Origin of the sequence: Pseudomonas sp. S35 (assembly GCF_009866765.1) — a bacterium.
In the GTDB taxonomy this organism is placed as follows: domain Bacteria; phylum Pseudomonadota; class Gammaproteobacteria; order Pseudomonadales; family Pseudomonadaceae; genus Aquipseudomonas.
Genome location: NZ_CP019431.1, coordinates 3,831,477 through 3,852,619, shown reverse-complemented (window position 1 = coordinate 3,852,619; position 21,143 = coordinate 3,831,477). Strand labels below are relative to the sequence as shown.

18 protein-coding genes are annotated in these 21,143 nt (G+C 62.3%); 5 read left to right on the top strand and 13 right to left on the bottom strand.

Features of this window, described 5'->3' with window-relative positions; translation table 11 throughout:
* Positions 1-22: 22 nt before the first annotated feature.
* The 3 genes from PspS35_RS17015 to PspS35_RS17005 all read right to left on the bottom strand — a co-directional run bounded on the left by PspS35_RS17015 (position 23) and on the right by PspS35_RS17005 (position 4,228).
* Positions 23-1,120 (bottom strand): carboxynorspermidine decarboxylase, encoded by a 1,098-nt coding sequence (locus PspS35_RS17015; RefSeq protein WP_159935924.1) that lies wholly within the window; start codon positions 1,118-1,120, stop codon positions 23-25.
* Between the two features lie 179 nt (positions 1,121-1,299).
* Positions 1,300-2,943, bottom strand: a complete 1,644-nt coding sequence (locus tag PspS35_RS17010; protein ID WP_159935922.1) for a sensor domain-containing diguanylate cyclase — start codon at positions 2,941-2,943, stop codon at positions 1,300-1,302.
* A 130-nt stretch (positions 2,944-3,073) separates the two neighbouring features.
* A complete protein-coding gene (locus PspS35_RS17005; protein ID WP_159935920.1) occupies positions 3,074-4,228 on the bottom strand; it encodes a DUF1624 domain-containing protein in 1,155 nt (384 codons plus the stop codon).
* 132 nt (positions 4,229-4,360) lie between these two features.
* Here PspS35_RS17005 and PspS35_RS17000 point away from each other — a divergent pair, with 132 nt between their 5' ends.
* Complete coding sequence (locus PspS35_RS17000; protein WP_159935918.1) at positions 4,361-4,897, top strand: DUF924 family protein; 537 nt, start codon at positions 4,361-4,363, stop codon at positions 4,895-4,897.
* On the opposite strand, the gene PspS35_RS16995 is transcribed toward PspS35_RS17000, so the two are convergent.
* Positions 4,894-6,333 (bottom strand): hypothetical protein, encoded by a 1,440-nt coding sequence (locus PspS35_RS16995; protein WP_159935916.1) that lies wholly within the window; start codon positions 6,331-6,333, stop codon positions 4,894-4,896. The genes PspS35_RS17000 and PspS35_RS16995 overlap by 4 nt on opposite strands.
* 173 nt (positions 6,334-6,506) lie before the next feature.
* Here PspS35_RS16995 and yfcF point away from each other — a divergent pair, with 173 nt between their 5' ends.
* Positions 6,507-7,139, top strand: a complete 633-nt coding sequence (yfcF, locus tag PspS35_RS16990; protein WP_159935914.1) for a glutathione transferase — start codon at positions 6,507-6,509, stop codon at positions 7,137-7,139.
* Here the strand turns inward: yfcF and PspS35_RS16985 are convergent.
* Positions 7,114-7,386, bottom strand: coding sequence for a hypothetical protein (locus PspS35_RS16985; RefSeq protein WP_159935912.1), 273 nt, complete (start codon positions 7,384-7,386; stop codon positions 7,114-7,116). The two genes, yfcF and PspS35_RS16985, sit on opposite strands and share 26 nt — an antisense overlap.
* Before the next feature lie 131 nt (positions 7,387-7,517).
* Here PspS35_RS16985 and PspS35_RS16980 point away from each other — a divergent pair, with 131 nt between their 5' ends.
* Together PspS35_RS16980 and PspS35_RS16975 are read left to right on the top strand one after the other, a co-directional pair.
* A complete protein-coding gene (locus PspS35_RS16980) occupies positions 7,518-8,162 on the top strand; it encodes an ATPase (RefSeq protein ID WP_159935910.1) in 645 nt (214 codons plus the stop codon).
* A 33-nt stretch (positions 8,163-8,195) separates the two neighbouring features.
* On the top strand, positions 8,196-8,528 hold the full coding sequence (locus PspS35_RS16975) for a hypothetical protein (protein WP_159935909.1): 333 nt from the start codon (positions 8,196-8,198) through the stop codon (positions 8,526-8,528).
* An 82-nt stretch (positions 8,529-8,610) separates the two neighbouring features.
* On the opposite strand, the gene PspS35_RS16970 is transcribed toward PspS35_RS16975, so the two are convergent.
* Together PspS35_RS16970 and PspS35_RS16965 are read right to left on the bottom strand one after the other, a co-directional pair.
* Positions 8,611-9,357: a creatininase family protein gene (locus PspS35_RS16970; RefSeq protein WP_159935907.1), complete on the bottom strand. Its 747-nt coding sequence runs from the start codon at positions 9,355-9,357 to the stop codon at positions 8,611-8,613.
* Between the two features lie 30 nt (positions 9,358-9,387).
* A complete protein-coding gene (locus PspS35_RS16965) occupies positions 9,388-10,116 on the bottom strand; it encodes a murein L,D-transpeptidase catalytic domain family protein (RefSeq protein ID WP_159935906.1) in 729 nt (242 codons plus the stop codon).
* Between the two features lie 40 nt (positions 10,117-10,156).
* Between PspS35_RS16965 and PspS35_RS16960 the strand changes: the two genes are divergently transcribed.
* Complete coding sequence (locus PspS35_RS16960) at positions 10,157-11,758, top strand: L,D-transpeptidase family protein (RefSeq protein WP_159935904.1); 1,602 nt, start codon at positions 10,157-10,159, stop codon at positions 11,756-11,758.
* 7 nt (positions 11,759-11,765) lie between these two features.
* Here the strand turns inward: PspS35_RS16960 and PspS35_RS16955 are convergent, their stop codons facing one another.
* The 6 genes from PspS35_RS16955 to PspS35_RS30610 form a co-directional block, all read right to left on the bottom strand.
* On the bottom strand, positions 11,766-13,502 hold the full coding sequence (locus tag PspS35_RS16955; protein ID WP_159935902.1) for an ABC transporter ATP-binding protein/permease: 1,737 nt from the start codon (positions 13,500-13,502) through the stop codon (positions 11,766-11,768).
* The gene (locus PspS35_RS16950) at positions 13,499-16,255 is read right to left on the bottom strand and encodes a pitrilysin family protein (protein WP_159935900.1); all 2,757 of its coding nucleotides are present in this window, start codon (positions 16,253-16,255) and stop codon (positions 13,499-13,501) included. Before PspS35_RS16950 ends, PspS35_RS16955 begins: the two co-directional genes overlap by 4 nt.
* A gap of 30 nt (positions 16,256-16,285) precedes the next feature.
* A complete protein-coding gene (locus PspS35_RS16945) occupies positions 16,286-19,105 on the bottom strand; it encodes a TonB-dependent receptor (protein ID WP_159935899.1) in 2,820 nt (939 codons plus the stop codon).
* A 137-nt stretch (positions 19,106-19,242) separates the two neighbouring features.
* Positions 19,243-20,196: a FecR domain-containing protein gene (locus tag PspS35_RS16940; RefSeq protein ID WP_174244823.1), complete on the bottom strand. Its 954-nt coding sequence runs from the start codon at positions 20,194-20,196 to the stop codon at positions 19,243-19,245.
* A 109-nt stretch (positions 20,197-20,305) separates the two neighbouring features.
* Positions 20,306-20,809: a sigma-70 family RNA polymerase sigma factor gene (locus PspS35_RS16935; protein WP_159935897.1), complete on the bottom strand. Its 504-nt coding sequence runs from the start codon at positions 20,807-20,809 to the stop codon at positions 20,306-20,308.
* Positions 20,810-21,009: 200 nt separating this feature from the next.
* Positions 21,010-21,108 carry an AAA family ATPase gene (locus tag PspS35_RS30610; protein ID WP_342795410.1) on the bottom strand — a complete coding sequence of 33 codons (99 nt, stop codon included), beginning with the start codon at positions 21,106-21,108 and terminating at the stop codon, positions 21,010-21,012.
* Between the last annotated feature and the right edge of the window lie 35 nt (positions 21,109-21,143).

Below are 21,143 nucleotides of genomic sequence, written 5' to 3'. Positions count from 1 at the left end.
TCTTTCTCCTATATCCGCCAGCTTACGAAAGGCTGGACAGGTAGTCGTCGTAACCAAATTCACGAACCACTTCGACTGTACCGTCGAGTTGTTTCACTACGATGGACGGCATTTTCAGGCCGTTGAACCAATTTTTCTTGACCATGGTGTAGCCTGCGGTGTCGATGAACGACAGCCGATCGCCGATGGCCAGCGGACGATCAAATTGATACTCGCCGAAGATATCCCCGGCCAGGCAGGATTTGCCGCACACCATGACGGTGTGTTCCCCGTCGCTCGGTGCCAGCTTGGCGTTGAGGCGGTAGATCAGCAGGTCCAGCAGGTGAGCTTCGATGGAGCTGTCCACGACGGCGAGGTTTTTGCCGTTGTAGAGGGTGTCGAGCACGGTCACTTCCAGGGAGGCGCTGTTGGTGATCGCTGCTTCGCCGGGTTCCAGGTAGACCTGCACGTCATACTTCTGCGAGAACGCCTTGAGGCGCTGGCAGAAGGCGTCGATGGCATAGCCTTCACCGGTGAAGTGGATGCCGCCGCCGAGGCTGACCCAGTTGACCTTGTGCAGCAGCGCGCCGAAGCGTTCTTCGATGGTGTTCAGCATCTGGTCGAACAGGTTGAAGTCGCCGTTCTCGCAGTTGTTGTGGAACATGAAGCCGGAGATTTGCTCGATCACGCCTTCGATCTTCACCGGGTCCCATTCGCCCAGGCGGCTGAACGGACGCGCCGGGTCGGCCAGCAGGTAGTCGGAGCTGCTTACCTGCGGGTTCACACGCAGGCCACGGGTCTTGCCTTCGCAGCGTTCGGCAAAGCGCTGCAGTTGGCTGATGGAGTTGAAGATGATCTTGTCGCAGTTATCCAGCATCTCTTCGATTTCATCGTCGGCCCAGGCCACGCTGTAGGCGTGCGCCTCACCTTCGAACTTCTGGCGACCGAGCTTCAACTCATACAGCGACGACGAGGTGGTGCCGTCCATGTATTCCTGCATCAGGTCGAACACCGACCAGGTAGCAAAGCACTTGAGCGCCAGCAGGGCCTTGGCGCCGGACTGCTCGCGCACGTAAGCAATCTTCTGCATGTTGACCAGAAGCTTCTGTTTATCGATGAGGTAGTACGGCGTTTTGATCATTTTTGAGAGCCTGCGGCGATGCCTGCCAAAAAAGGACACGCATTGTGCCCGCACTTGGTCAGGATCGAAAGGTTAGTGAGCGGATTTTGCTGCGCCGCTATTATTCTGGCCTGCCAAGATGACAAACCTGCCTTGTGATGAGCCGTTCAGCCTGCTCAGCGCAACGCTATCCCTGGGCCTCACGCCACACGGTTGCGCCCGCCGGCCTTGGCCTCATAGAGCTGCTGGTCCGCACGGTTCAACAGGGCGCGAGTGTCGCGGTCCGTCGGCTCGGCAATCCCCACGCCGATGCTCACGGTGATATGCCCGACTGACTCAAACTGCGCTTGGGCAATGGCCGCGCGGATCTTCTCGGCCACCACATCCGGGCTATCCGGGGCTTCGACTTCCGGTAGCAGCACGGCAAACTCTTCACCGCCGTAGCGTGCGACAAAGTCGGTGACGCGTGTGGTGCTTTGGATCAATTGCGCCAGTTGGCGCAGCACGTCATCGCCCACCGCGTGGCCGTGGGTGTCGTTGACCTGCTTGAAGTAATCGGCGTCGATCAACAGCAGGGCAAAGGTGCGGCCGCTGCGCTGGAACAGCAGGCTGTTTTCCGCGAGTTTTTCGTCGAAGCGGCGGCGGTTGTAGACGCCGGTCAGCGCGTCGTGGGTGGCGAGGTTGAGCAGTTCGGCATTGGCCTGGGTAAGGTCGGCGGTGCGTTGGGCGACAGTGGCTTCCAGGGAGGCGTTGGCGTCCTGCAACTGGCGTTCCTTGGCCAACAGCGATTGGGTCATGCCGGTGAGCGAGCGGCCCAGTTGGGCGATTTCCAGCACGGAGTGTTCCTGGGGGAACACCGCGCCGGGCTGATGCGCCTGGACCTGCTTGGCGGATTTGGCCAGCTGTTCGATAGGGCGGCTGAGGGAGGAGGCCAAGTAATACGCCGCGACCACGAACGCAACGGCGGCGAGCACGCCAAGTATCAACAGTTTGTAGAGCAGGGTGCGCGCCGGTTGCAGGGCTACCTCCAGGGGTTGGCGCACCATGATGTACCAGGTCATTTTTGCGTTGGAGGGGCTTGGCACCGCGACCGAAGCGGTTACAAACCCGTTGGCGGTGGACCAGCCGGAAGGTGTGAGCAGCCGGTCCTTGGGCATCTGCTCGCCGGCCAGCACTTCGGGATACAGCACCTTGCCGTCGAAGTCGACGATCAGCGCCTCGACATCGGGGATGGCGTCCTTTTGCATCACGGCGGAATCGACGATCTGCGTGACCCAGCGCCAGTGAGCGTGGGCCCCCAGCACGCCAATGGTCTCGCCCTTGGCGTTGCGGATCGGCTCAGCGAAATCGATAAAGCGCAACGGCTCGCCATTGGCGGTACCCGGCAGCAACTTGGCCAGCAGCACCGCCTCATGGGGGTCGCCGGTGTACTCGCCGCGCAGGCCGGCCTGGAACCAGGGGCGCTGGCTGACCGATTGGTTCACCAAGAGCCCATTCACCGCCTGGCGCACACGGCCGTCGGCATCGGCGATGCCCATCCACGCATACTCGGCGCGAGACTGGGTGCGCAGTTCCATCAGCGTGAGGATGTCCGGCTGGTCGAGGTCGCCTTTGCGAAACAACGGCGCTTTGCTGAGCAGCGACACTTCCAACTGGCGCTCGCGCAGTTGCACGGCCAGCAGTGCAGCGGTGGAGCGTGCAGTGCTCAACAGCACATTGCCACTGGCCTGCCTCATCTGCCCGGTGGCGATATGCCCCACATAAAAGCCCACGCTCAACAAGGTGAGCAGCGATAAACCGGCAAACCATAAGGTCAGGTGACTGCGCAGGCTGGCTTTGATCATGGGTGCTCATTTGAATGTGTTGTTTGCGAGCATAGTACGCGTAATGAATGGATGCTGTATCCGCCAAAGGGTGAGGACGCAGGGCTGGGCCGAGACCAAGCCCTTTCCCGGATATATAAGTGGCGTCAAATCAGAGGTATTTGAGCCAGGCCAGATCCCGCCGACGCGCTTTCAGCCCGGCAAACCAACGAACCGGCAGGTACAGCGCCAGGGGCAGCAACAGGGCCGCCAGCCATACGGCACCGATGCTGTCGAAGCCAAAGTAGTTGCCATGATTGAGGCCGAACAACGCAACACAGGCTACATACAGCACTTTCAACACGTACAGGTGCAGCAGGTAGAAGAACATCGGCGCTGCACCAAACACGGCCAATACCCCGATCCAACGTTTGTGCCCCGCGCGTTCAAACGCCAACAGCAGCAACACGCCAATGCCCAGGGTCAACGCGAGGAACAACAGCGAAGGCGGGTACTTGGTCACGTTGAAAAAACTCATCAACGTCTGCACGCTGCTGTCATAGGTCTGCCAAGGCTTCTCGCCATAGCCATTGATTGCACGCAACACCACAAACCCCACCAACGCACCTGCACCGGCCAGCAACAGATAGCGCTGGCGGACGGCAGGGACGGTGGCATTGGCAAACCACGGGCCGATGCCGTAGCCCAGGGCAATCACGCCGATCCACGGCAGCACCGGGTAGGTGGTGCGCAGGCGCAGGGTGTCGGACACTTCGATCCAACTGCGTTCATGCAGGATCGTCCATGGAATATGCAGTGCCGAGCCGGGGGCGAAGTGCAGCCCATCCAGCAGGTTGTGCCCGCCGATGATCACCAGCGCCAGCGCAATCAACAGTGGGCGCGGCAACCAGACCAGCGCGGCCAGGGCGATCATGCTCACACCAATCGCCCAGATCACTTGCATGTAGATCACGCTGGGCGGCAGTTGGAAGGTCCAGGCGAAGTTGACCAGGGTGAACTCCAGCACCACCAGGAACAGCCCGCGCTTGAACAGGAACGCCGATACATCGCGGCGGCCCTGATATTTCTGGCCGTACAAAAAGGCTGACAGCCCAGTGAGCAACACAAATACCGGCGCACATAAGTGGGCGAGGGTGCGGCTGATAAACAGCGCGGGCTCAGTGCTGTCGATGCTCATCGGGTCGCCGACCTGGCGGTGCAGCAGGAAGGTTTCGCGCACGTGATCGAGCAGCATGAACAGGATCACCAGGCCGCGCAGGGCGTCGATGGAGAGCAGGCGTTGGCGTAGCGGAACAGCGTCAGTCATGGGCAGGGATCGCAGGGCGGGACGGGAAGGGGGTGTTATCGTATAACATTATTCGTGGTGTTGCCGTCAATTGAGTTCTGCCAGGTCAAGATTCTGATACCGTCAGCGAATTCGCTGTCAGAGGCCTTCAGCATGAGCACGCCCCAATCCGTCATCGACTTCTGGAAAAACGCCGGCCCCCAGCGCTGGTTCGCCAAGGACGATGCCTTCGATACAACCTTTCGCGACACCTTCCACACCACCCACCTGCAAGCCGCCCGACTTGAGTTGGACAGCTGGCAGGCATCTGCCGAAGGTGCGTTGGCCCTGCTGATCCTGCTCGACCAATACCCGCGTAACGCCTTTCGCGGCACCGCGCACATGTTTGCCACCGACCCGTTGGCACGCTTGTACGCCCATCGCATGGTGGATGCCGGTTTGGATCAACGGATCGAACCCGCCTTGCGTGCGTTCTGTTATTTGCCGTTCGAGCATTCGGAAGAACCTGCCGACCAGCAGCGTTCCCTTGCACTTAACCAACACCTGGACCCGAACACCTACCACTGGGCCAAGGAGCACGCCGCGATTATCGAGCGGTTTGGGCGGTTTCCCCACCGTAATGCAGTGCTGGCCAGGACCACCACTGATCAAGAGCACGCCTTCCTGAAGGCCGGTGGTTTTGCTGGCTAGGCATCCGCTTCGGCCAGTGCCTCACGGGCGACTGGCGCACGGAAACGCCGCAAGCCCTTGAGGTCGATGGCCCAGCGCAAGGCTTCGGTCGCCGACGGGCGCGGGCCATTTCTGATCGCGTTGTCATCGCCGGCCAGCGACGCGAGGTAGCCTTGGGCGCCGTTGCGTTCGGTCCAATACTGGGTATGGCTGAACCAAGATCGCGCAAGCCAGCCTTTGTACTTGCCCACGCTCACCGGCAAGTCCAGCACGCCGGCGCCCATCACCGGCGCGACCGGGCCACCCACGATGTCGCCAAACACGCCAAAGGGCGCGGGGAAGTAGAGGTTGGTCCAGCGCGTCACCGCAAACGCCGCCGCGTGGTGCAGGTAGTACGGGGTGAACGGCCGCTCGCCGAGTATCACCGGTTGGCGTGCGTTGTAGCCGTAGCCTTTGTCATCTTCAGTGGGCGGGCAGGCGGGGGCTTCGCGGCGTTGCATGCGTTGCTTGAAATCACTGACGCTGCGGCCCAGCAACAGACTGGCGTGGGCCATCGGGCTGCCGACGGTCACCAGGTCAGTAATGCGCCACGGGTTGCCGAGGCCACGTTGCTCGATAAACGCCGCGGTTTGTTGCTCACGAAAACCGAAGGTGCTCCCCAAGCTGCCATCAAGGGCCGTGCCTGCCTTGAACAGAGCGTCCTTGATCACCGGTTGCAGCGGTTCATGCCGGGCATAACGCTTGACCAGTGCCTGGTTGCCGGGGATCACCTCGGTCAGTTGATCGTGATAGTCATGCCACAGGTAGCCGACGATATCGTAGGCAATCACGCTGCCCAGGCTATGCCCGACTACGATGATGCGGTCGTAGTCACCCTTGTTGTGCAGTGCGCGCAGCAAGTCCACGCCATCGGCGCGGATCTGTTCGCGCACCATCACGTTCTGTGGGTTGGGGCTCAGGTAGCGCGCGGCGTCGCCCAGGTAGGACAACGCCGAATAGCGCAGCCCCAGGCCAATGGCGCCGAGCAGCAAGGGGACGAACGCAAAGGGGTTGCCGTCGTGCCCGAATGGGCCCCAGGCCGTGGCCAGGGTGCCGGTGGCGATCAGCAGCAGGAGCACCAATGTGGTCCAGCGCGTGGTGCGCCAGAACGGCACGATGGCGTCGGGAATATCACGGCGCGGGCGCTTGAAGCTATCCCAGAGCCAGCCCAGCAAATGGCCGAATTTGGTGCCCTGCATCTTATGGGCCCAGTAGTATTCGTAGAAATCGGTGGTGGTGCGGCCCGATGACTTCAACACGCGCAGGTCGAAATTGCGCGACAGGCGATCCGGCTTGCTCCAGTAGAAGGGTTTGCCGTCGGGCGTGTCCGCCGGGATCATCGCGTCCACGAAGCTGTGCAGGGTGTCCATCGGGCGCTGTTCGCCGATGCCGTGGATAACCACAACCGCTTGTTTCATGGGCAGATCATTCCTTGAGTACACACATGGCAGGGCGATTTGGCAGCGTAGCTAATTGCCATAATATTGCCATTGCCGACGCTATTCCCGCCAGGAATGCCCCCATAAAAACCCGGCATTGTCTTTATTTGCGCGGATCTCGTAGCGTGAAGGCTCATCCACGGAGATTGCCCATGAGCCAGAGCCCGTTGCGCCTGTACGTCGATTCGCTGTTCACCAGCCCTTACGCCATGTCGGTGTTCGTCACCCTGCGGGAAAAAGGCCTGGCCTTCGATCTCATCACCCTGGACCTGGATGCCGCTCAAAACCAGGCGGCTGACTTCGTTCGGCTGTCTGTGACGCAACGCGTCCCGACCCTCGTGGCAGGCGACTTTGCGCTGTCGGAGTCCTCGGCGATCACCGAGTACCTGGAAGAGGTGTACCCCGAGACAGCGGTGTACCCGGCCGATTCAAGGCTGCGGGCGAGGGCGCGGCAGGTGCAGGCGTGGTTGCGCAGTGATTTATTGCCGATTCGCGAAGAGCGTTCCACCCGGGTGGTGTTCTATGGGCAGCAGATGCCGCCACTGTCGAGCATCGCTGAAGCCGCGGCAAGCAGGTTGATCAGTGCAGCACAGGCGCTGCTGGCGGGTAACCCGACAAACCTGTTCGGTGAGTGGTCGATTGCTGACCTGGACCTGGCCATCATGCTCAATCGCCTGATCCTCAACGGCGACCACGTGCCCGCCGAGTTGGTGGCCTATGCACAACACCAATGGCAGCGGCCGTCGGTGCAGGAATGGGTCAACCAGCCACGCCCTGCACTGTAGCGATTTCAGCCAGTTGCACCACGCGCCGGTCCAGGTCTTCCCAATCTGCCATTCCCAGCACCCGCGTGGTGTTCAAGCCGCGCAGGTACCCGCGCAATTGCTGGGCACTGGCCTGGGCCTGGGCGGCGGTTGCCGCGGTGTCCTGCAGCACCTTTTCATAGTCGACCAGGTAATCGGCGACCCGCTCGCGAAACTCCGGTAGTACGGCTTCGCGGATGCGGTCGAAGGTTTTCTGGTGGGGCTTCATGGCGGGGTCCTTATAGATTTTATGGGGGCACTATCGCTTCAGATAATAGTCACCATCACGCAACGCAAGTTCTGTTTTTGCGGGGAAAGCGCAAAATTGCTCCATCGAGACGCTGTTCAAGGAAATGCGTGATGAGGACGATGATTCAGCTTGGTTTAATGATTCTGATGCTCGGCAGTGTGCTGGTGGACAACGCGGCAGTGGCAGGCGATCTGCGTACAAGCCATTTGATACCTATCGCTGCTAGCGTAGACTCCCTCCAGCCCGCGCAGTCAGTGGGTGTGTTGTTGAGCGACACGACCCGCGACAACCTCAGCTACCTTGAACGCTACCACGACATGGCCTTGAATGGCGCCAAGGATGCCCTCGATGGGCGTATCCGCGAGGCGTTCGTCAATAGCTCCGATCCGGAACTGGCCATTGATTGGTTGATGAGTTCGCTGCAAGGCACCTTTTCGTCGGTCACCGTCTACGACAACCTGGATGCCCTGCTGCAGGCTCACCCCGATGTGGTGGTGATGCTCGACACGCATAACCAACTGCTGACCCCGCGTAACGATCAGGTCGAGGCGCGCTTCATTGCGCGGTTCTATGACGCTGACCTGCAATACATCGCCAAGGCCGAAGGCTCGGTGCACAAGCAGGTCCCGTCGGTGTGGGTACGTGAAAAGGCCGCGCCGCAAATTGCCGCGCAGATCGAGCAGCAGCGGGATGTGCAGCTCGATGCCTTGAAGCAGTTTGATGCGTCGCTCAAGGCGCTGGTACGCGCCAGTTAATGTGAACGTTTACTTTTACAGTCAGGATTTTTCATGCGCTCTTTTTTTGTACCGGTTACGGCTCTGTTGCTGGCCGGCTGTGTCTCTGCCCCAAACACGCCAACCTTGACCCTGCAAACCAGCAAAGGCCCTGAGGCCTATCTGCAATGCGTCTTGCCCAAGCTGGAAAAACACGGGATCACCTCGACGGTGACCCAGAACTCGCGCCACGCCCGTGTGGTGCTGACCAGCAAGATCGCCGCCGACGACGTGCTGGAGGCCTACAAAGCAGGAGAGGGCGGTAAGGTGTTCCTGTATGAGCGCAAACCGCTGGCGTCGGCTTTAACGCCGTCGCGGTTGGAACTGGCTGCCAAGGAATGCGAATAACTTCAGGCAACCTGTGGTGAGCAGGCTTGCCCTGCGCTGGGCTGCGAAGCAGCCCCCTCCCACATGTTGGTGTGCACTGCGCCTAAGGTCTGGCTTCGTTACTGAAGCTGTTGACGGTCTTGATCAACCCTAGAGCCGCCAACGCCACCAACTCACCGCCTTTCTCCACCGTCGCCAACGCCGGGTCCGAGCCCATCCGTCCATCGGGGAAGCGTGTGCGGAAGTCCACGGCTTCGCGGATCGGCCCGGTATTGGCGATCTGCGGCGAATAGTCCGCCGACTTGATCGAGTCCGGGTACGCCCACTGTGTCACTGCAATTTCCGACGGCGTGGCATGGCTGCCGTGGCCCACCGGGAATTGGCGGTGAGCCAGGTCGCTGACGCCTTCCAGGTCCCACCAGTTCACCAGCTTCAGGGCGAAGCCGGCGGGGCGGCGGGCGAAGCTGGCTTCGGCGTACAGCTCGGAAAATGCCGCTTCAATGGTCGCGATATTGCCGCCGTGGCCATTGAGGAACAGGATCTTGTCGAAGCCATGCCCGGCCAGCGAGCGCACCCAGTCACCAATCGCGGCGATAAAGGTGGAGGGGCGCAGGGAGATCGTACCGGGAAAACCCAGGTGATGTTGCGCCATGCCGATATTGAAGGTCGGGCCGATCAGGATGTCGGCGTTCTTTTGCGCTTCAACGGCGATGATTTCCGGGCACATCCAATCGGTGCCCAGCAGGCCGGTCGGGCCGTGCTGCTCGTTGGAGCCGATGGGGATCACCACCGTGCGACTGCGCTCCAGGAACTGCCCGATCTCGATCCAGGTCGATTGATGTAGAAGCATGCGAAGCTCTCTTTTATCTGTGGGGACAGGCTAACCGCCACGGATTGTACGACTACTCGCCACCTGTTGGGGCTTGCAATTGAGGTACGTCGAGGACTTCAACCAGCGCTGGTCGGGATACCACGAAAACATGAACTGCCCATCCTTGAGCTTATCCACCACCTGACGCGCCACCTGCGGGCGCACGGCCGGGCAACCCTGGCTGCGGCCGATACGGCCTTCGCGCTTGCTCCACAGCGGGCTCACATAGTCGGCGGCGTGAATCACAATGGCGCGGTCGCGGGCCAGGTCATTGAAACCCGGCTCCAGGCCGTCCATGCGCAGCGAGTAACCGTGGGTGCCCAGGTAACTTTCCTGGGTGCGGAACAGGCCCAGGCTGGATTGGTGGCTGCCTTCGGTGTTGGAGAACTGGGTGGCGAAGTTTTCCCCGGATTTGGCGCCGTGGGCCACCAGGTCGCGCAGCACCAGGGTTTTCTTGCGCAGGTCGAAGATCCACAACCGACGGGCGGTCGACGGTTGGGAGTAGTCAATGACGGCCAGGCGTTCTGAGCGTTCCTCGCCATTGCTGACCGCGCACTGCATCGCGCTCAGGGCGCTTTTGAGCACGGTGGGATTGAGTTCTGGAGCCGAGCGCGCCAGGCTGCTATACAAGGAAGGAGGGTTGCCGTTGGCGGCGAGCGCACAATTGCTCAACATAGCCAGGCTTGCGGTGATCAGGCCCAAGGCGGTCATGCCCAGGCGGTACATAAAAGTCAGCATCTACAGTACATCTCCCCCACTGTGGATTGGAGCCAAGCCATTGTTCAAAAAACACGCATGTTACTTGAGCATTTGCCTGCTCGTTGCACCATTGGTCGCCACAGCCGACACGCTGCCGGTGGAGCCGTTGCCGGTCACGACCCCCGCGCCGGTAGACCTGGCGCCGGTGCAACAGGCCCTGGCGCAGTTGCCCAGCGTCTGCCCCGGCCTCGTGCCGCAGATCGACGCGCCAGCCCTGGCGCGCCTGCAAGCGTTCTATCAGCAACAAGGCGATGCGCCGTTATGGTCGGACGAGACGCGTCGCCAGGCACTCCAAACGCAGTTGCTGATGCTTGCCGACGATGGCCTGGATCCCACCCACTATAGTCTGCCCGCGCCACACGCCACGCAAAACGTGCTGTGCAGCGATATCGACAGCAGCCGGCACTACCTGCAAGCCCTGCAGGATTTGCACTTCGGGCGCTTGCAGCAATCGCGTTTCGAACCGTTGTGGCATTCCCAGCCGCCCACCCGCGACCCCAACACTGAAGTGCTGGCCTTTGCCGCCGTCGGCCTGAGCGACATGGCGCAGGCGTTCGATCAGGCGCGCCCCAGTGCGGATTTGTACCGCAGCCTGCGCAACGCCTATTCCACCGTGCGCCAGCAGCCGTTGCCGCACTGGGACCCGGTCGGCAGCGGCCCGCTGTTGCGTCCCGGCATGGAAGACCCGCGTGTTCCAGAGTTGGCGCGGCGTCTCTATAGCGGCGGCTACCTTCCCAGTGAACCCAAGGGTGCCGGCCAGCAATACCGTCCCGAACTGGTCACGGCGGTAAAGGCCTTCCAGCTCAGCCACTCTTTGCAATCGGACGGTGTGATCGGCGCCGGCACCGTGGCCGAACTCAATATCAGCCCGGCGATGCGCCGCGAACAACTGCGCATCAACCTCGAACGTTTCCGCTGGCTGGCCCAGGACCTGGAGCCCGAAGGCGTACTGGTCAACGTCGCCGCTGCGCAACTGAGTGTGTACCAGAGCGGCATCCCGGTGTGGCAGACCCGCCTGCAAGTGGGCCGCGCCGAACGCCAGACGCCGCTGCTCAAGTCACGCATCACCCGGCTGACGCTCAACCCCACCTGGACTATCCCGCCGACCATCATGCGCGAGGACAAACTCCCGGCCATTCGCCTGAACCCCGAATACCTACGCCAGCAAAACCTGCAAGTGCTCGACGCCGAAGGCCACCCGCTGGCGCCCGAGCAGATCGACTGGGCGCGCCCCGGCAATATACTGCTGCGCCAGGAAGCCGGCCCGCGCAACCCGCTGGGCAAGATCGTGATGCGCTTCCCCAACCCGTACTCGGTGTACCTGCACGACACCCCGAGCCAGCCGCTGTTCACCAAAGGCCCACGTGCGTTCAGCTCGGGTTGCGTGCGGGTAGAGCAACCGTTGCTGCTGCGCGACCTGCTGGTGAACCCGGCCGAACGCGCGCGCACCGATGAACTGCTGGCCACCGGCGTGACCCATGAATTCCGCCTGGCGACGCCGGTGCCGGTGTTGCTCGGCTACTGGACGGTCGAAGTCGACCGCCAGGGTGGGTTGGTGTACGCGCCGGATATTTACGCGCGGGACCTGGTGTTGATGAAGGCAATGGGCAGCGTGCTCTAGTCCCAGGTCATTGGGTTATTTGTGGTGAGCGGGCTTGCCCCGCGCTGGGTTGCGCAGCAGATCCAAAACCTGCCACGACCCCAGATTTTTGTGCCGTTTCAGGGGACCAGATGCGATCGAACAGTGGCGCCAGCGCTACCTGATGACTGATGCCAATCACCGTGCAGGCCGGCAGCTGTTCGCGCAGCAGTACCAATAGGGCATGCGCACTTGCCTCGTCCAACTGGTTGGTGGCCTCGTCCAAGTACAACGTATCCGGTGCATACAGCAGCGCCCGCGCCACGGCGATGCGCTGCTGCTCGCCGCCGGACAGTTCCCGCGCCCATTCGCACTGTTCGTCCAGACGCTGCACCAGCCCCGGCAAACCCACCTGCAGCAGCACCGCCACCAACCGCACGCCACTCGGCACTTCAACTGCTGGGTAAGCCAGCAACTGACGCAGCGGCATGCTCGGCAGATAAGGCTTTTGCGGCAGTAGCAAACTGCGCCCCGGTGGCAATTGCCAGCCACCCCGGCAATACGGCCAGATGCCCTGCAAGGTGCGCAGCAATGTGGACTTGCCGATCCCGCTGCGTCCGGCAATCAACAGCCACTCGCCCTGGGTCACTTGCACCGACACATCGCCCAGCAACAGGCCCGCGTCCGGGCGCAGTACATCCAGGCCGCTGACACACAGGCAATCGCCAATCACCGGCGCTTTGGCCTGGCAGCGGCTCGCGGCGATGGCCTGTTCGAACTGGCCCAGCCGCTCCACCGCCGAACTCCAGCGCATCAACTTCGGGTAGAGCTTGATAAACCAACTAAGGGATTCTCGCACCGCGCCGAACGCACTGCGGATCTGCATCAGGCCGCCCAACGTAATGGTCTTGGCCAGAAACGCGGGCAGGGCGGCAAACACCGGAATGATCAGGCTCACCCGCTCATAGCTGACGGTAAAGAGGCTGAGGTTGCGCTCGCGGCCCATCAACTGGCGCCAGTTATGCGCAATCGCCTGGAACCGCTTGGCCAGGTGCGCGCGCTCCACGGCCTCGCCTCGGTACAGGGCGATCTGTTCGGCATGCTCGCGCTTGCGCAACAGGCTGGCGCGAAAGTCGGCCTCGTAATGCTGGCGGTCCACATTCAAGCGGTGCAACGGGCGGCCCACCCAATGGGTGATCAAACTGCCGGTCAGGGTGTACAGCAGCACAATCCACACCAGGTAGCCCGACAGCGTGATGCTGTACTCGCCGACGCTGAAGGTTTGCACCCCGGACAGTTGCCAGAGAATGCTCATGAACGCGCCAACCTGGGCCATGTTGATGATGAACGAGGCCACCAGTTCCACGCTCAGGTCGGCGACGATGTCCACGTCCTCGCTGATGCGCTGGTCCGGGTTGTCCGGCTCGCCGTTCAGGCCCAGGCGATAGAAAGCCTGGTCCGCCAGCCACGCGTGGGTGAACTGCTCGGTCATGGCCTGGCGCCAACGCAGCACCAGGGCTTTGCGTACCCAGTCCAGGGCGACGACGATCAGCACGTAGGCGCCCAGGTAAATCACATAGCGGCCCATCAGTGCGTACAGCGCAGGGGTGTCGAAGGCCCCGAGGGTGTCGTAGAAGCTCTTGCTCCAGGCGTTGATCAGCACGTTGATCTGCACGATCAACAGGCCCATGCCGATAATGCTCGCCAGCATCAGCCAGCCCAGCCACTGCGAGCCCTGGCGCCAGAACGGCGCGGCCAGGCGATAGAACGTGCGCAGGCTCTTCACGGAGCGTCCGCCTTGGGCAGGACGCGCAGCAACACTTGGTTGTTGAGCGGGAACACCTGGCTGGCCAAGGGTTTTAGTAACTCCAGGCGCAGGCCCTCCGGCAAGCGGGCCTGGCGGCTCAGGTAGCGCGGGTCTTGCCATTGGCGTTCGCTGAGCAGCAGGCGCCGCCATTGGGTCGTGGGATCAAGCAGGCGTTTTTGTTCCTGGCGGCGCAGTTCCATGCGTTCGCTGGCGACCCATTTGGCATCCACCGAACGCCCCAGTTGCGCCAGGGTTTGTTGGGCCAGCGCCCACAGCTCCTCGGCGCGTTGGGGGTCGCAGGTGAAGCTCAATTGGCTTTCGATACGCTGGGTGTCGGGGTTCAGTTCGCTGTCAAAGCGCAGGCGATACACGCCAGACGCCTCGCCGCGCAGGCGTTGCTTGAGCTGCTGGTTGGCCAGTTCACGCAAGGCCGCGACACGGGCCGCCGCTTCGGGCGTCCAGGGTTGTGCGCTGAAGCTGCTGGCTTCAAGCACCACCCGTGGCTCCAAGGCCACGGCGATGTCGCTGCGGCGTTGACCGGGTTTTTGCAGGGTAGGGCGGCTGGGCTGGGCAACGCCACGGGGGATATTGGCCAGGTGTTCGACCACGGTTGTTTCCAGTTGCACTGGGTCCATGTCCGCCATCAGGTAGTAGGTCACAGGGGCCTGGGTGAGCTGCTGCCAGTCGTCGCTCAGGGTGCTCGATTGCAGCACGTGCAGGGCTTGTTGGTCCGGGGCTTGCCAGGTGTCTGCGCCGTAGCGCAGTTCACGTCGGGCGGCAGCGATGGCGTCCGGGCGGGTGCTCACGCGGGTCAGCAAATCATCGCGGGCGGCGCTGAACAGTTCGTCATCAATCGCTGAGCCCACCTGGCTCTGGCGGTAGCTTTGCAGCAACGTGGTCAGGGCGCTTGTCGAGGCTGTTGAGGTGGCGCTCACTTGCAGGCGCGTGGCGCTTTGTTCAAGGCTCAAGGTTGCCTTGTGCTGTTTGCGCCACGCCTCCAGCCCTGCTGCGCCGCTCTGGTTGCCCAGTTGCGCAGCCATTTGCAGGCGCCAGGCGGGTACGTCGCGGCGCTCGTAACCAGCGGCCGATTCGGCTTGCAGGCGCCATTGGCCGTCTTCTGCGTTGCGGCGCAGCCAGACCAGGCGATCACCGTTGCTCAGTTGCCAGTGTTCGACCTGTTCAGCGGCAAAGCTGTGCTTGCCTATCACCGAGCCCGGCGCCCCCACCGATGGCGGTGTGAAGATGGCAGCGGGCGGTTCCACCGGCGCGGCTGACTGCGGCGCTACCAGCGATGAATGGGCGATGGACGCACGCCACTGCTGCACATCGTCTACCGTTGGCAGGCGCACCACACGGTTGCCCGGCGCGGTGAACTGCAGCACCTGATCAGGGCTGCTCAGCCAACGTTGCAGGCGAGCATCAAGGGCCGCGAGGTCGATGGTGCCCAGCGCTTGCAGTGTGCGCTGGGCGATCTGATGGGGCGCAACGACAGGACGGTTCTGCACGGCGGCATCGTTGAGCGAGCTCACCCATTGCTCGAAGGTGCGCGACTCGTCCTTGGCCAGCATGCCGGCGGCCAATTGGCGGATCTTGCTCTGTTCCCGGTCCAGGTCCTGCGCCGTAAACCCGTGTTGGCGCAAACGCTCCAGCTCGGTCAGCAGTTGCTTGAGGGCTTCATCATGCTGGGCACCGTCAACACCGGCCGCGACGCCCAGCACGCTGGAATACTCACCGATCAAGGTCTTCTGCGCCGTCAGGCTGCGCACGCCGGGCTGCAGCGGCTGGCGACGCAATTGGGTCAACAGCGCCGACAGCGCCATGCGGTCGATCAAGCGCTCGCGGGAGGCCTCGGCGGTGGCGCCACGGCTGTCCGGTTCATGCAGGCGAAACAGCAGTGACACCTGGTTGCTGCCGGTCTGCGGGTCTTGCAGGCGGAAGATTTTCAACTGGTTATCAAGGGGCAATTCGCGGTGCTCTCGCTCGGGCAATGCCTTAGCGACGGGAGCGCCAAAGGCCTGCTGGATCTGCTGCGCCAACAGCTGCGGTTCGAAGTCGCCGACCACCGACAGCACCATGTTGTTGGGCACGTACCAGCGCTGTTGAAAACGCTGCAAGGCACTGAGCGAGGCCTCACGGATCGCTGTTTCATTGCCGATGGTGCGGTGTTGCGGGTAACGCGACCCCACGCGCTGAGTGGCTGCGCGTTGATCATTCATGCGCTGCGCCACGCCCAGGCCGCCGCGCCATTCTTCGATAACGATGGGGCGCTCGCGCTCAAGGTCGGCGGCGCTGTAGTCGCCGGCGAATACCAGCTGCGCGAGTTTCGACAGGGCCACGGGGGTTTGCGTGGTACCGGCCATCGGGCTGAGCAGGTACTGGGTGCGGTCATAACTGGTCATGGCGTTGTAGTTGCGGCCCTGCACCCAGCCCAGCGCGGTCATCTGCGCCCGCAGGTCGCTGGTTTGGCCGGCACGGCTGCGGAAGGTCAGGTGTTCGAGCATATGGGCCACGCCCACCTGATCGTCGTCTTCATCCACCGAGCCTGCGCGCACGGTCAGGCGCAGGTCCAGGCGGCCGGTTTGAGTGCTGTCCTGCACCAAGCGGTATTCCAGGCCATTGGCCAATTGGCCGCGTACCACCTGCGGCGCCCACGGCAACGGTGCTTGGGTGGCGGGCGATGCGCAGGCGCACAGCAGCAGCGGGCCGAGCAGGCCTGCAAATAATTTGTTCATCAGAGGTTCCAGGCTAATCAGGTGGCAGCGTTAGAAGCGGTAGCCGACTTCGAGCCAATATTGGCGGCCGACTTCATAGGTGACGGTGGAGCTGCCACTGCCGACGATCTCGTTGACGTGGTCGGTGACGTTGGTGATGTCCACGGCGGCGAACAGCGCTTGTTCCTTGCCCGTGGGGATTTCCCAACTGACACGCATGTCCCAGGTGGGTGCCGCCTTGACCTTGGCGGCCTCGTACACGGCGAGGTCCTCGCCATTGACGGTAACGATTTCGCTGCTATCGATGATCTGTTCGTAGGCCCCGCGATAACGCAGGAAGTTACTCAGGGTGAGGTTCCATTGCGGGATCTCGGTGATGGTCGTCAGGCGGGCTGTCCAGGGGCGATTGAAGTCGCTGGCGGGCAACTCGCTGTAGGCGATGCGCTTACCGTCGTACAGCACGTCCTCATTGGCGTATTGATCGGCGGTGATGCCTGATTCATAGGTGCCGTAGGCGTCTTTGGTGCGCGACCAGTCAAACGCCGCCTGTACGCTGGTGCGTGACCCCAACCATTGGAATTCGTGCCGGGGGGTAATACTCAGCGTGACGTTGTCACTCTCGCTCGACGCGTCGTTGGTGTAGGTGTAATAAATGCTGTCGAAACCGGCAGCGGGGCCCAGCCCAAGCACGCGGGAGGAGGCCCGGCCGATCTTGTCCTTGCCGTCGCGGTGTACATATTTGAGGCGAAAGTCGGTGTCGAGCCAGACCTGGTCGAGCCCAAGGGTCCATTCATCGTCGTAGGGCACCTTGAGGTCGGAGAACTTGTTCAGGTTCTCCACCTGGGTGGCCGTCCATGCTCCGCCTTGAGTGGTGCGGGTGTAGCGGGTATTGAAGCCTTGGCGACCTTCGGCCAGGCGGTACTTGAACAGGTTGCGCCCGTAGTAGCGGTTGGCGCCGAACACCAGCACGGTGCTGCGGTCGCCGAAGAAGTCGTAGTCACCGGAAAAGCGCGGCGCCAGGTTCTGCTTCTGCATGTAGTCATCGCCCTCCAGACGCAAGCCTGGGCGCAGGCCGAGTTTGCCGATCTGCAGGTTGTCGTGGATGAAAAATGCATACTTGTTTTCGGTCAGGTCCAGCTTGCCGGCGCCATAGACGTTGCGGGCATTGGCCCATTGACGGGTGTTGCCATTGCGCAGCAAGCCGATGGAGCACAACGGGTCATCATTCAGGCAGGTGGCGATGTTGTCGCGTCGGGTGATGTTGACCGAGGTCGCTTCGGTTTCACGCTCCCAGGTCGCCTGGTTGCGGGTCAGCTCCATGCCGGTCACCACGGCATGTTCGGCGCCCGCCCAGCGGAACCCTTGCCAGTCGGCCTTGAGTTTGTAGTTGATGCCTCGCTGGGTTTGCGTGAGGTTGCCGTAGGAGCCTTCGCCGCTGCGTGAGGTCGCGGTGGTGGGCAGGCCCCAGTTCTTGGTGCTGGAGTAAAACCAGGCGATCGCATCGTTGGACTCCGACTCCCGGGAACTGTTGAGGTCGGTTAGCGCCAGTGTGTGCGACCAGCGTGCTGAATCGCCTTCCCACACCGCCTTGACGGCCCCTTGCCAGCCGCCGTTGATATTGGTGAAGCCGGAGTTTTTGTAGTTCTCGCGAAAGTAGGTGTTTTCCTGGGGCGCCTTGATGAACGAGCCGTCCAGGCTCAAGCGGTCGTTGACGTTCCAATACGCCTTGAACATGTAGTTGTCGAGCTGCCGCGTCTGGTCTTCGCGGTTGTCGCCATTCGGGCTGTTGTAGCCGTCTGCATACTTGTTGAGGGGGATCACCGAGCGCTTTTGCGAGAAGCTCACGATGGCGCCGAAGTCGTCGGTGAGGTGGCCTTCGAGCATGCCGCGCACGGTGGTTTTTTCGAACTCGGGCTGGTACTGCTCGTTGGACGCGTTGTCGAAATTGGCCTGGTCCTTTTCGGTGGTGTGGTAACTCGTCCACGCCGACCGGCTCATGGAATAGGACAGTTTGCCGTGCAGGTCCTGGCTGGGGCGACGGGTGATCGCATCGACCACGCCGCCGTTGAATCCACCGTATTCAGCAGGCACGTTGCTGTCGTAGACCTTCACTTCCTGCAACAGGTCGGCGTCCAGGGCAATGCCGTGGGAGCGACTGGGCGAGGCATCGAACTGGCGGGTTTCGCCATAGCCGTGGGCGCCGGGGTCGAGGTCGTTATTGATCGAGATGCCATCGATCATGAAATTGTTTTGGTAGAACTTGGCGCCGTTGATGCTGATGTCCGCGGGGTCGATTTCACCTGGCGCATTGGAATTTTGCTGGGCACCGCTGAACTGCACGCTGGGGTGCATTTGCAGCAAGGTGGTGATGTCGCCGTTGGCGCCAGGGAAGGCCTGGATCGCCTTTTGATCGATCACCGTGGCGCCCTGAAACGAGTTTTCTTCGGTGAAGCCCAGCACGACCGTACTGTCCAACATCGTCGCGCCGCCCGCGTCGGCGCTGGGCAAACGATGAAACACCAGTGCACCGTCCTGATAGCCCCAACCGATGCCGGTGCCTTGCAGCAGGTACGCCAGGGCCGCGTCGTTGCTCATGTCGCCGTTCACCCCGGGGGAACTCACACCCTTGAGCAGTTGCGGATCGACGCTGACTTGCTTGCCGCTCTGTTGGCCGAAGGCAATCAACGCGCCGGCCAGGGCTTGCGGGGGAATGTTGAAGCCGTGGGTCGAGGCGGGCGTATCGGGTTGCGCCAGGGCCAGAGGCAGCGGGCCAAACGCGCAGCACAGCCCGAGCAGGCTGGCGGCAGCCCCTTTTTTCAGGCGCAGCGGCCACGTGCCCGGCGTACCGAACGGGTGAAGGGTGTGTGTCATGCAAAGATCCCCGCGCCGGCAGAAAACCGGCCAGTCAATGAATACGAATAAATCTCAATTGCTGCGCGCGGGACAGAAGACGGGACAGCGCGGGGGATTTTCAGAAAAAAACTGAAATATTTTTAAAACGCAGGAAATTACTTGCTCAACACCAGTAGCCAAGGGCTGTAGGCGCGTACTTTTGCACCATAGGGTTGCACCACGGCTTGCAGCGCCGCCTGGGGTTTGCGCAGGTCGTAGACGCCAGTTACCCGCTGCGCACCCAGTTGTTTGTCGCGCAGCACGATGATGGCCGGGGTGTAGCGGCGCAGTTGTTCCAGCACCTCGCTGATCGGCAGGTCATCGGCAATCAACTGGCCCTGACGCCAAGAGGCCGCCTGGCTGGGGGCAAAACTGCCGAGTTCGGCACGCCCGGCGCGAAAGCTGAGGCGCTGCCCCGGCACCAGGCTGGCGAGAGTGCGACGGGCTTTTGCATCGTCGACATTGACCGCGCCTTGTTGCACCGCGACGCTTGGATCATCCGGCGAGGCATCGACGTTGAACGCAGTGCCGGTCACGGTCACGCGCAATGTCGTGGTCAGTACATGAAAGGGTTTGCGCGTGTCCGGCATCACCTTGAAAAACGCCTGGCCGGTCAGCAATCGCACATCGCGGTGATTGCCGGCGATGTCCACCGCAATGGCCGAATGGCTGTCGAGTTGCACCACGCTGCCGTCGCTGAGGGTGATGTCGCGGGTTTCATTGGCGCCGGTACGGTAATCGGCTTGCCAGCGCAACAGCAGGCTCGGCGCCAGCGCGACGACCAGGCAGGCCGCGACGGCGGCGCCAACCCAGCGTCGAGCCCGGCGCGTGCGGGCGGCGGGGCGCTGCGTAGGGGCTGCGGGTTGTGGAACGTGTTCAACGGGCGCTACTTGCCCCGTCAACTGCCACACACGTTCAGCCTTGCGATAGGCCTTGGCATTGGCCTCGCTGGCGGCGCACCAGTCGGCCACTTGCCCACGCAGGTCCGCGTCCAGCGGTGCCTGTTGCACGCGCATCAGCCAGTCCAGGGCCTGGTCGCGGCGGGTGTTGGCGCTATCCTCGGTGGGCATGAATGGAGCATCTCCGCAGGCAAAAAACGGCGGGCAGGATCCCATGGATTCGCCCTTCACCGCAAAAGACGCATCAGCCGCGGTTTTTTTCAGAAAAGTCTCGGCGCGATCAGTCATCGTCCGCCCCCAGGCAGTCCATGCAATGACGCAGCGCGTCGTGAACCAACTGATGCACCAATGCCGTCGACACCCCCAACTCTGCCGCGACCTGCTGCAAGGTCAAGCCGCCCAGGCGATGCATTTCAAACGCACGACGGGTGCGTTCCGGCAATTGGGCCAGGGCCCGGGAGACAGCCTGCAGTTCGTTCTGGCTGCTCACTTCGCGTTCGGGGGAGGCGCTGCTGGAGGGCAACTCGTTGAGCAGTTCGTCGCCACCGGGCTGCACCCGTTCGGTGGCGGTGCGGCGCGTCAGGTCCAGGGCGAGGTTACGCACGATGCGGTACAGGTAGCTGGCGGGGTGGCGAATATCGGTGTGTTCATCCTGGCCGCTGAAACGCAGCCAGGCTTCCTGCACCACGTCCTCGGCGCGGGCGCGGCAGCCCACGATGGGCGCGGCATAGTCCAGCAGCGCGGCCCGGTGGGTCAGGTAAAGCTGGAGTTTTTCATCCGCCAAGAGAGTCAGCTGCCTGCGCGCGACTGTGCCGCGTGGCACAGACTGGGAAGTGGGAGGGCGCGGAGTTTAGCTGTGGTTGATAATGGTTATCAACAACTGGATGGTTTTTGTGGCGCAGCCCTCAACGGCGCAGGTGTGTGAGGAGCGTTTCAACCGCCTGCGCCGCACTGATCCGGGCGGTGTCGAACGCCAATGGCGCGTCATCCCAAGGTTCGTATTCGTGAGTCGATACCGATTGCCAGCTCGCGGGCAATCGTGGTTTTGCCGGTGCCGGGCAAGCCGCTGAAGACGATAAGCATGGTTCGGTCCTTCGATAGGTCAGTGGGTCGGGTTC

Coding starts and splice junctions, on each gene's coding strand:
- PspS35_RS17015 (WP_159935924.1), bottom strand. CDS start 1,120: ATGATCAAAACGCCGTACTACCTCATCGATAAACAGAAGCTTCTGGTC.
- PspS35_RS17010 (WP_159935922.1), bottom strand. CDS start 2,943: ATGATCAAAGCCAGCCTGCGCAGTCACCTGACCTTATGGTTTGCCGGT.
- PspS35_RS17005 (WP_159935920.1), bottom strand. CDS start 4,228: ATGACTGACGCTGTTCCGCTACGCCAACGCCTGCTCTCCATCGACGCC.
- PspS35_RS17000 (WP_159935918.1), top strand. CDS start 4,361: ATGAGCACGCCCCAATCCGTCATCGACTTCTGGAAAAACGCCGGCCCC.
- PspS35_RS16995 (WP_159935916.1), bottom strand. CDS start 6,333: ATGAAACAAGCGGTTGTGGTTATCCACGGCATCGGCGAACAGCGCCCG.
- yfcF (WP_159935914.1), top strand. CDS start 6,507: ATGAGCCAGAGCCCGTTGCGCCTGTACGTCGATTCGCTGTTCACCAGC.
- PspS35_RS16985 (WP_159935912.1), bottom strand. CDS start 7,386: ATGAAGCCCCACCAGAAAACCTTCGACCGCATCCGCGAAGCCGTACTA.
- PspS35_RS16980 (WP_159935910.1), top strand. CDS start 7,518: ATGAGGACGATGATTCAGCTTGGTTTAATGATTCTGATGCTCGGCAGT.
- PspS35_RS16975 (WP_159935909.1), top strand. CDS start 8,196: ATGCGCTCTTTTTTTGTACCGGTTACGGCTCTGTTGCTGGCCGGCTGT.
- PspS35_RS16970 (WP_159935907.1), bottom strand. CDS start 9,357: ATGCTTCTACATCAATCGACCTGGATCGAGATCGGGCAGTTCCTGGAG.
- PspS35_RS16965 (WP_159935906.1), bottom strand. CDS start 10,116: ATGCTGACTTTTATGTACCGCCTGGGCATGACCGCCTTGGGCCTGATC.
- PspS35_RS16950 (WP_159935900.1), bottom strand. CDS start 16,255: ATGAACAAATTATTTGCAGGCCTGCTCGGCCCGCTGCTGCTGTGCGCC.
- PspS35_RS16945 (WP_159935899.1), bottom strand. CDS start 19,105: ATGACACACACCCTTCACCCGTTCGGTACGCCGGGCACGTGGCCGCTG.
- PspS35_RS16940 (WP_174244823.1), bottom strand. CDS start 20,196: ATGCCCACCGAGGATAGCGCCAACACCCGCCGCGACCAGGCCCTGGAC.
- PspS35_RS30610 (WP_342795410.1), bottom strand. CDS start 21,108: ATGCTTATCGTCTTCAGCGGCTTGCCCGGCACCGGCAAAACCACGATT.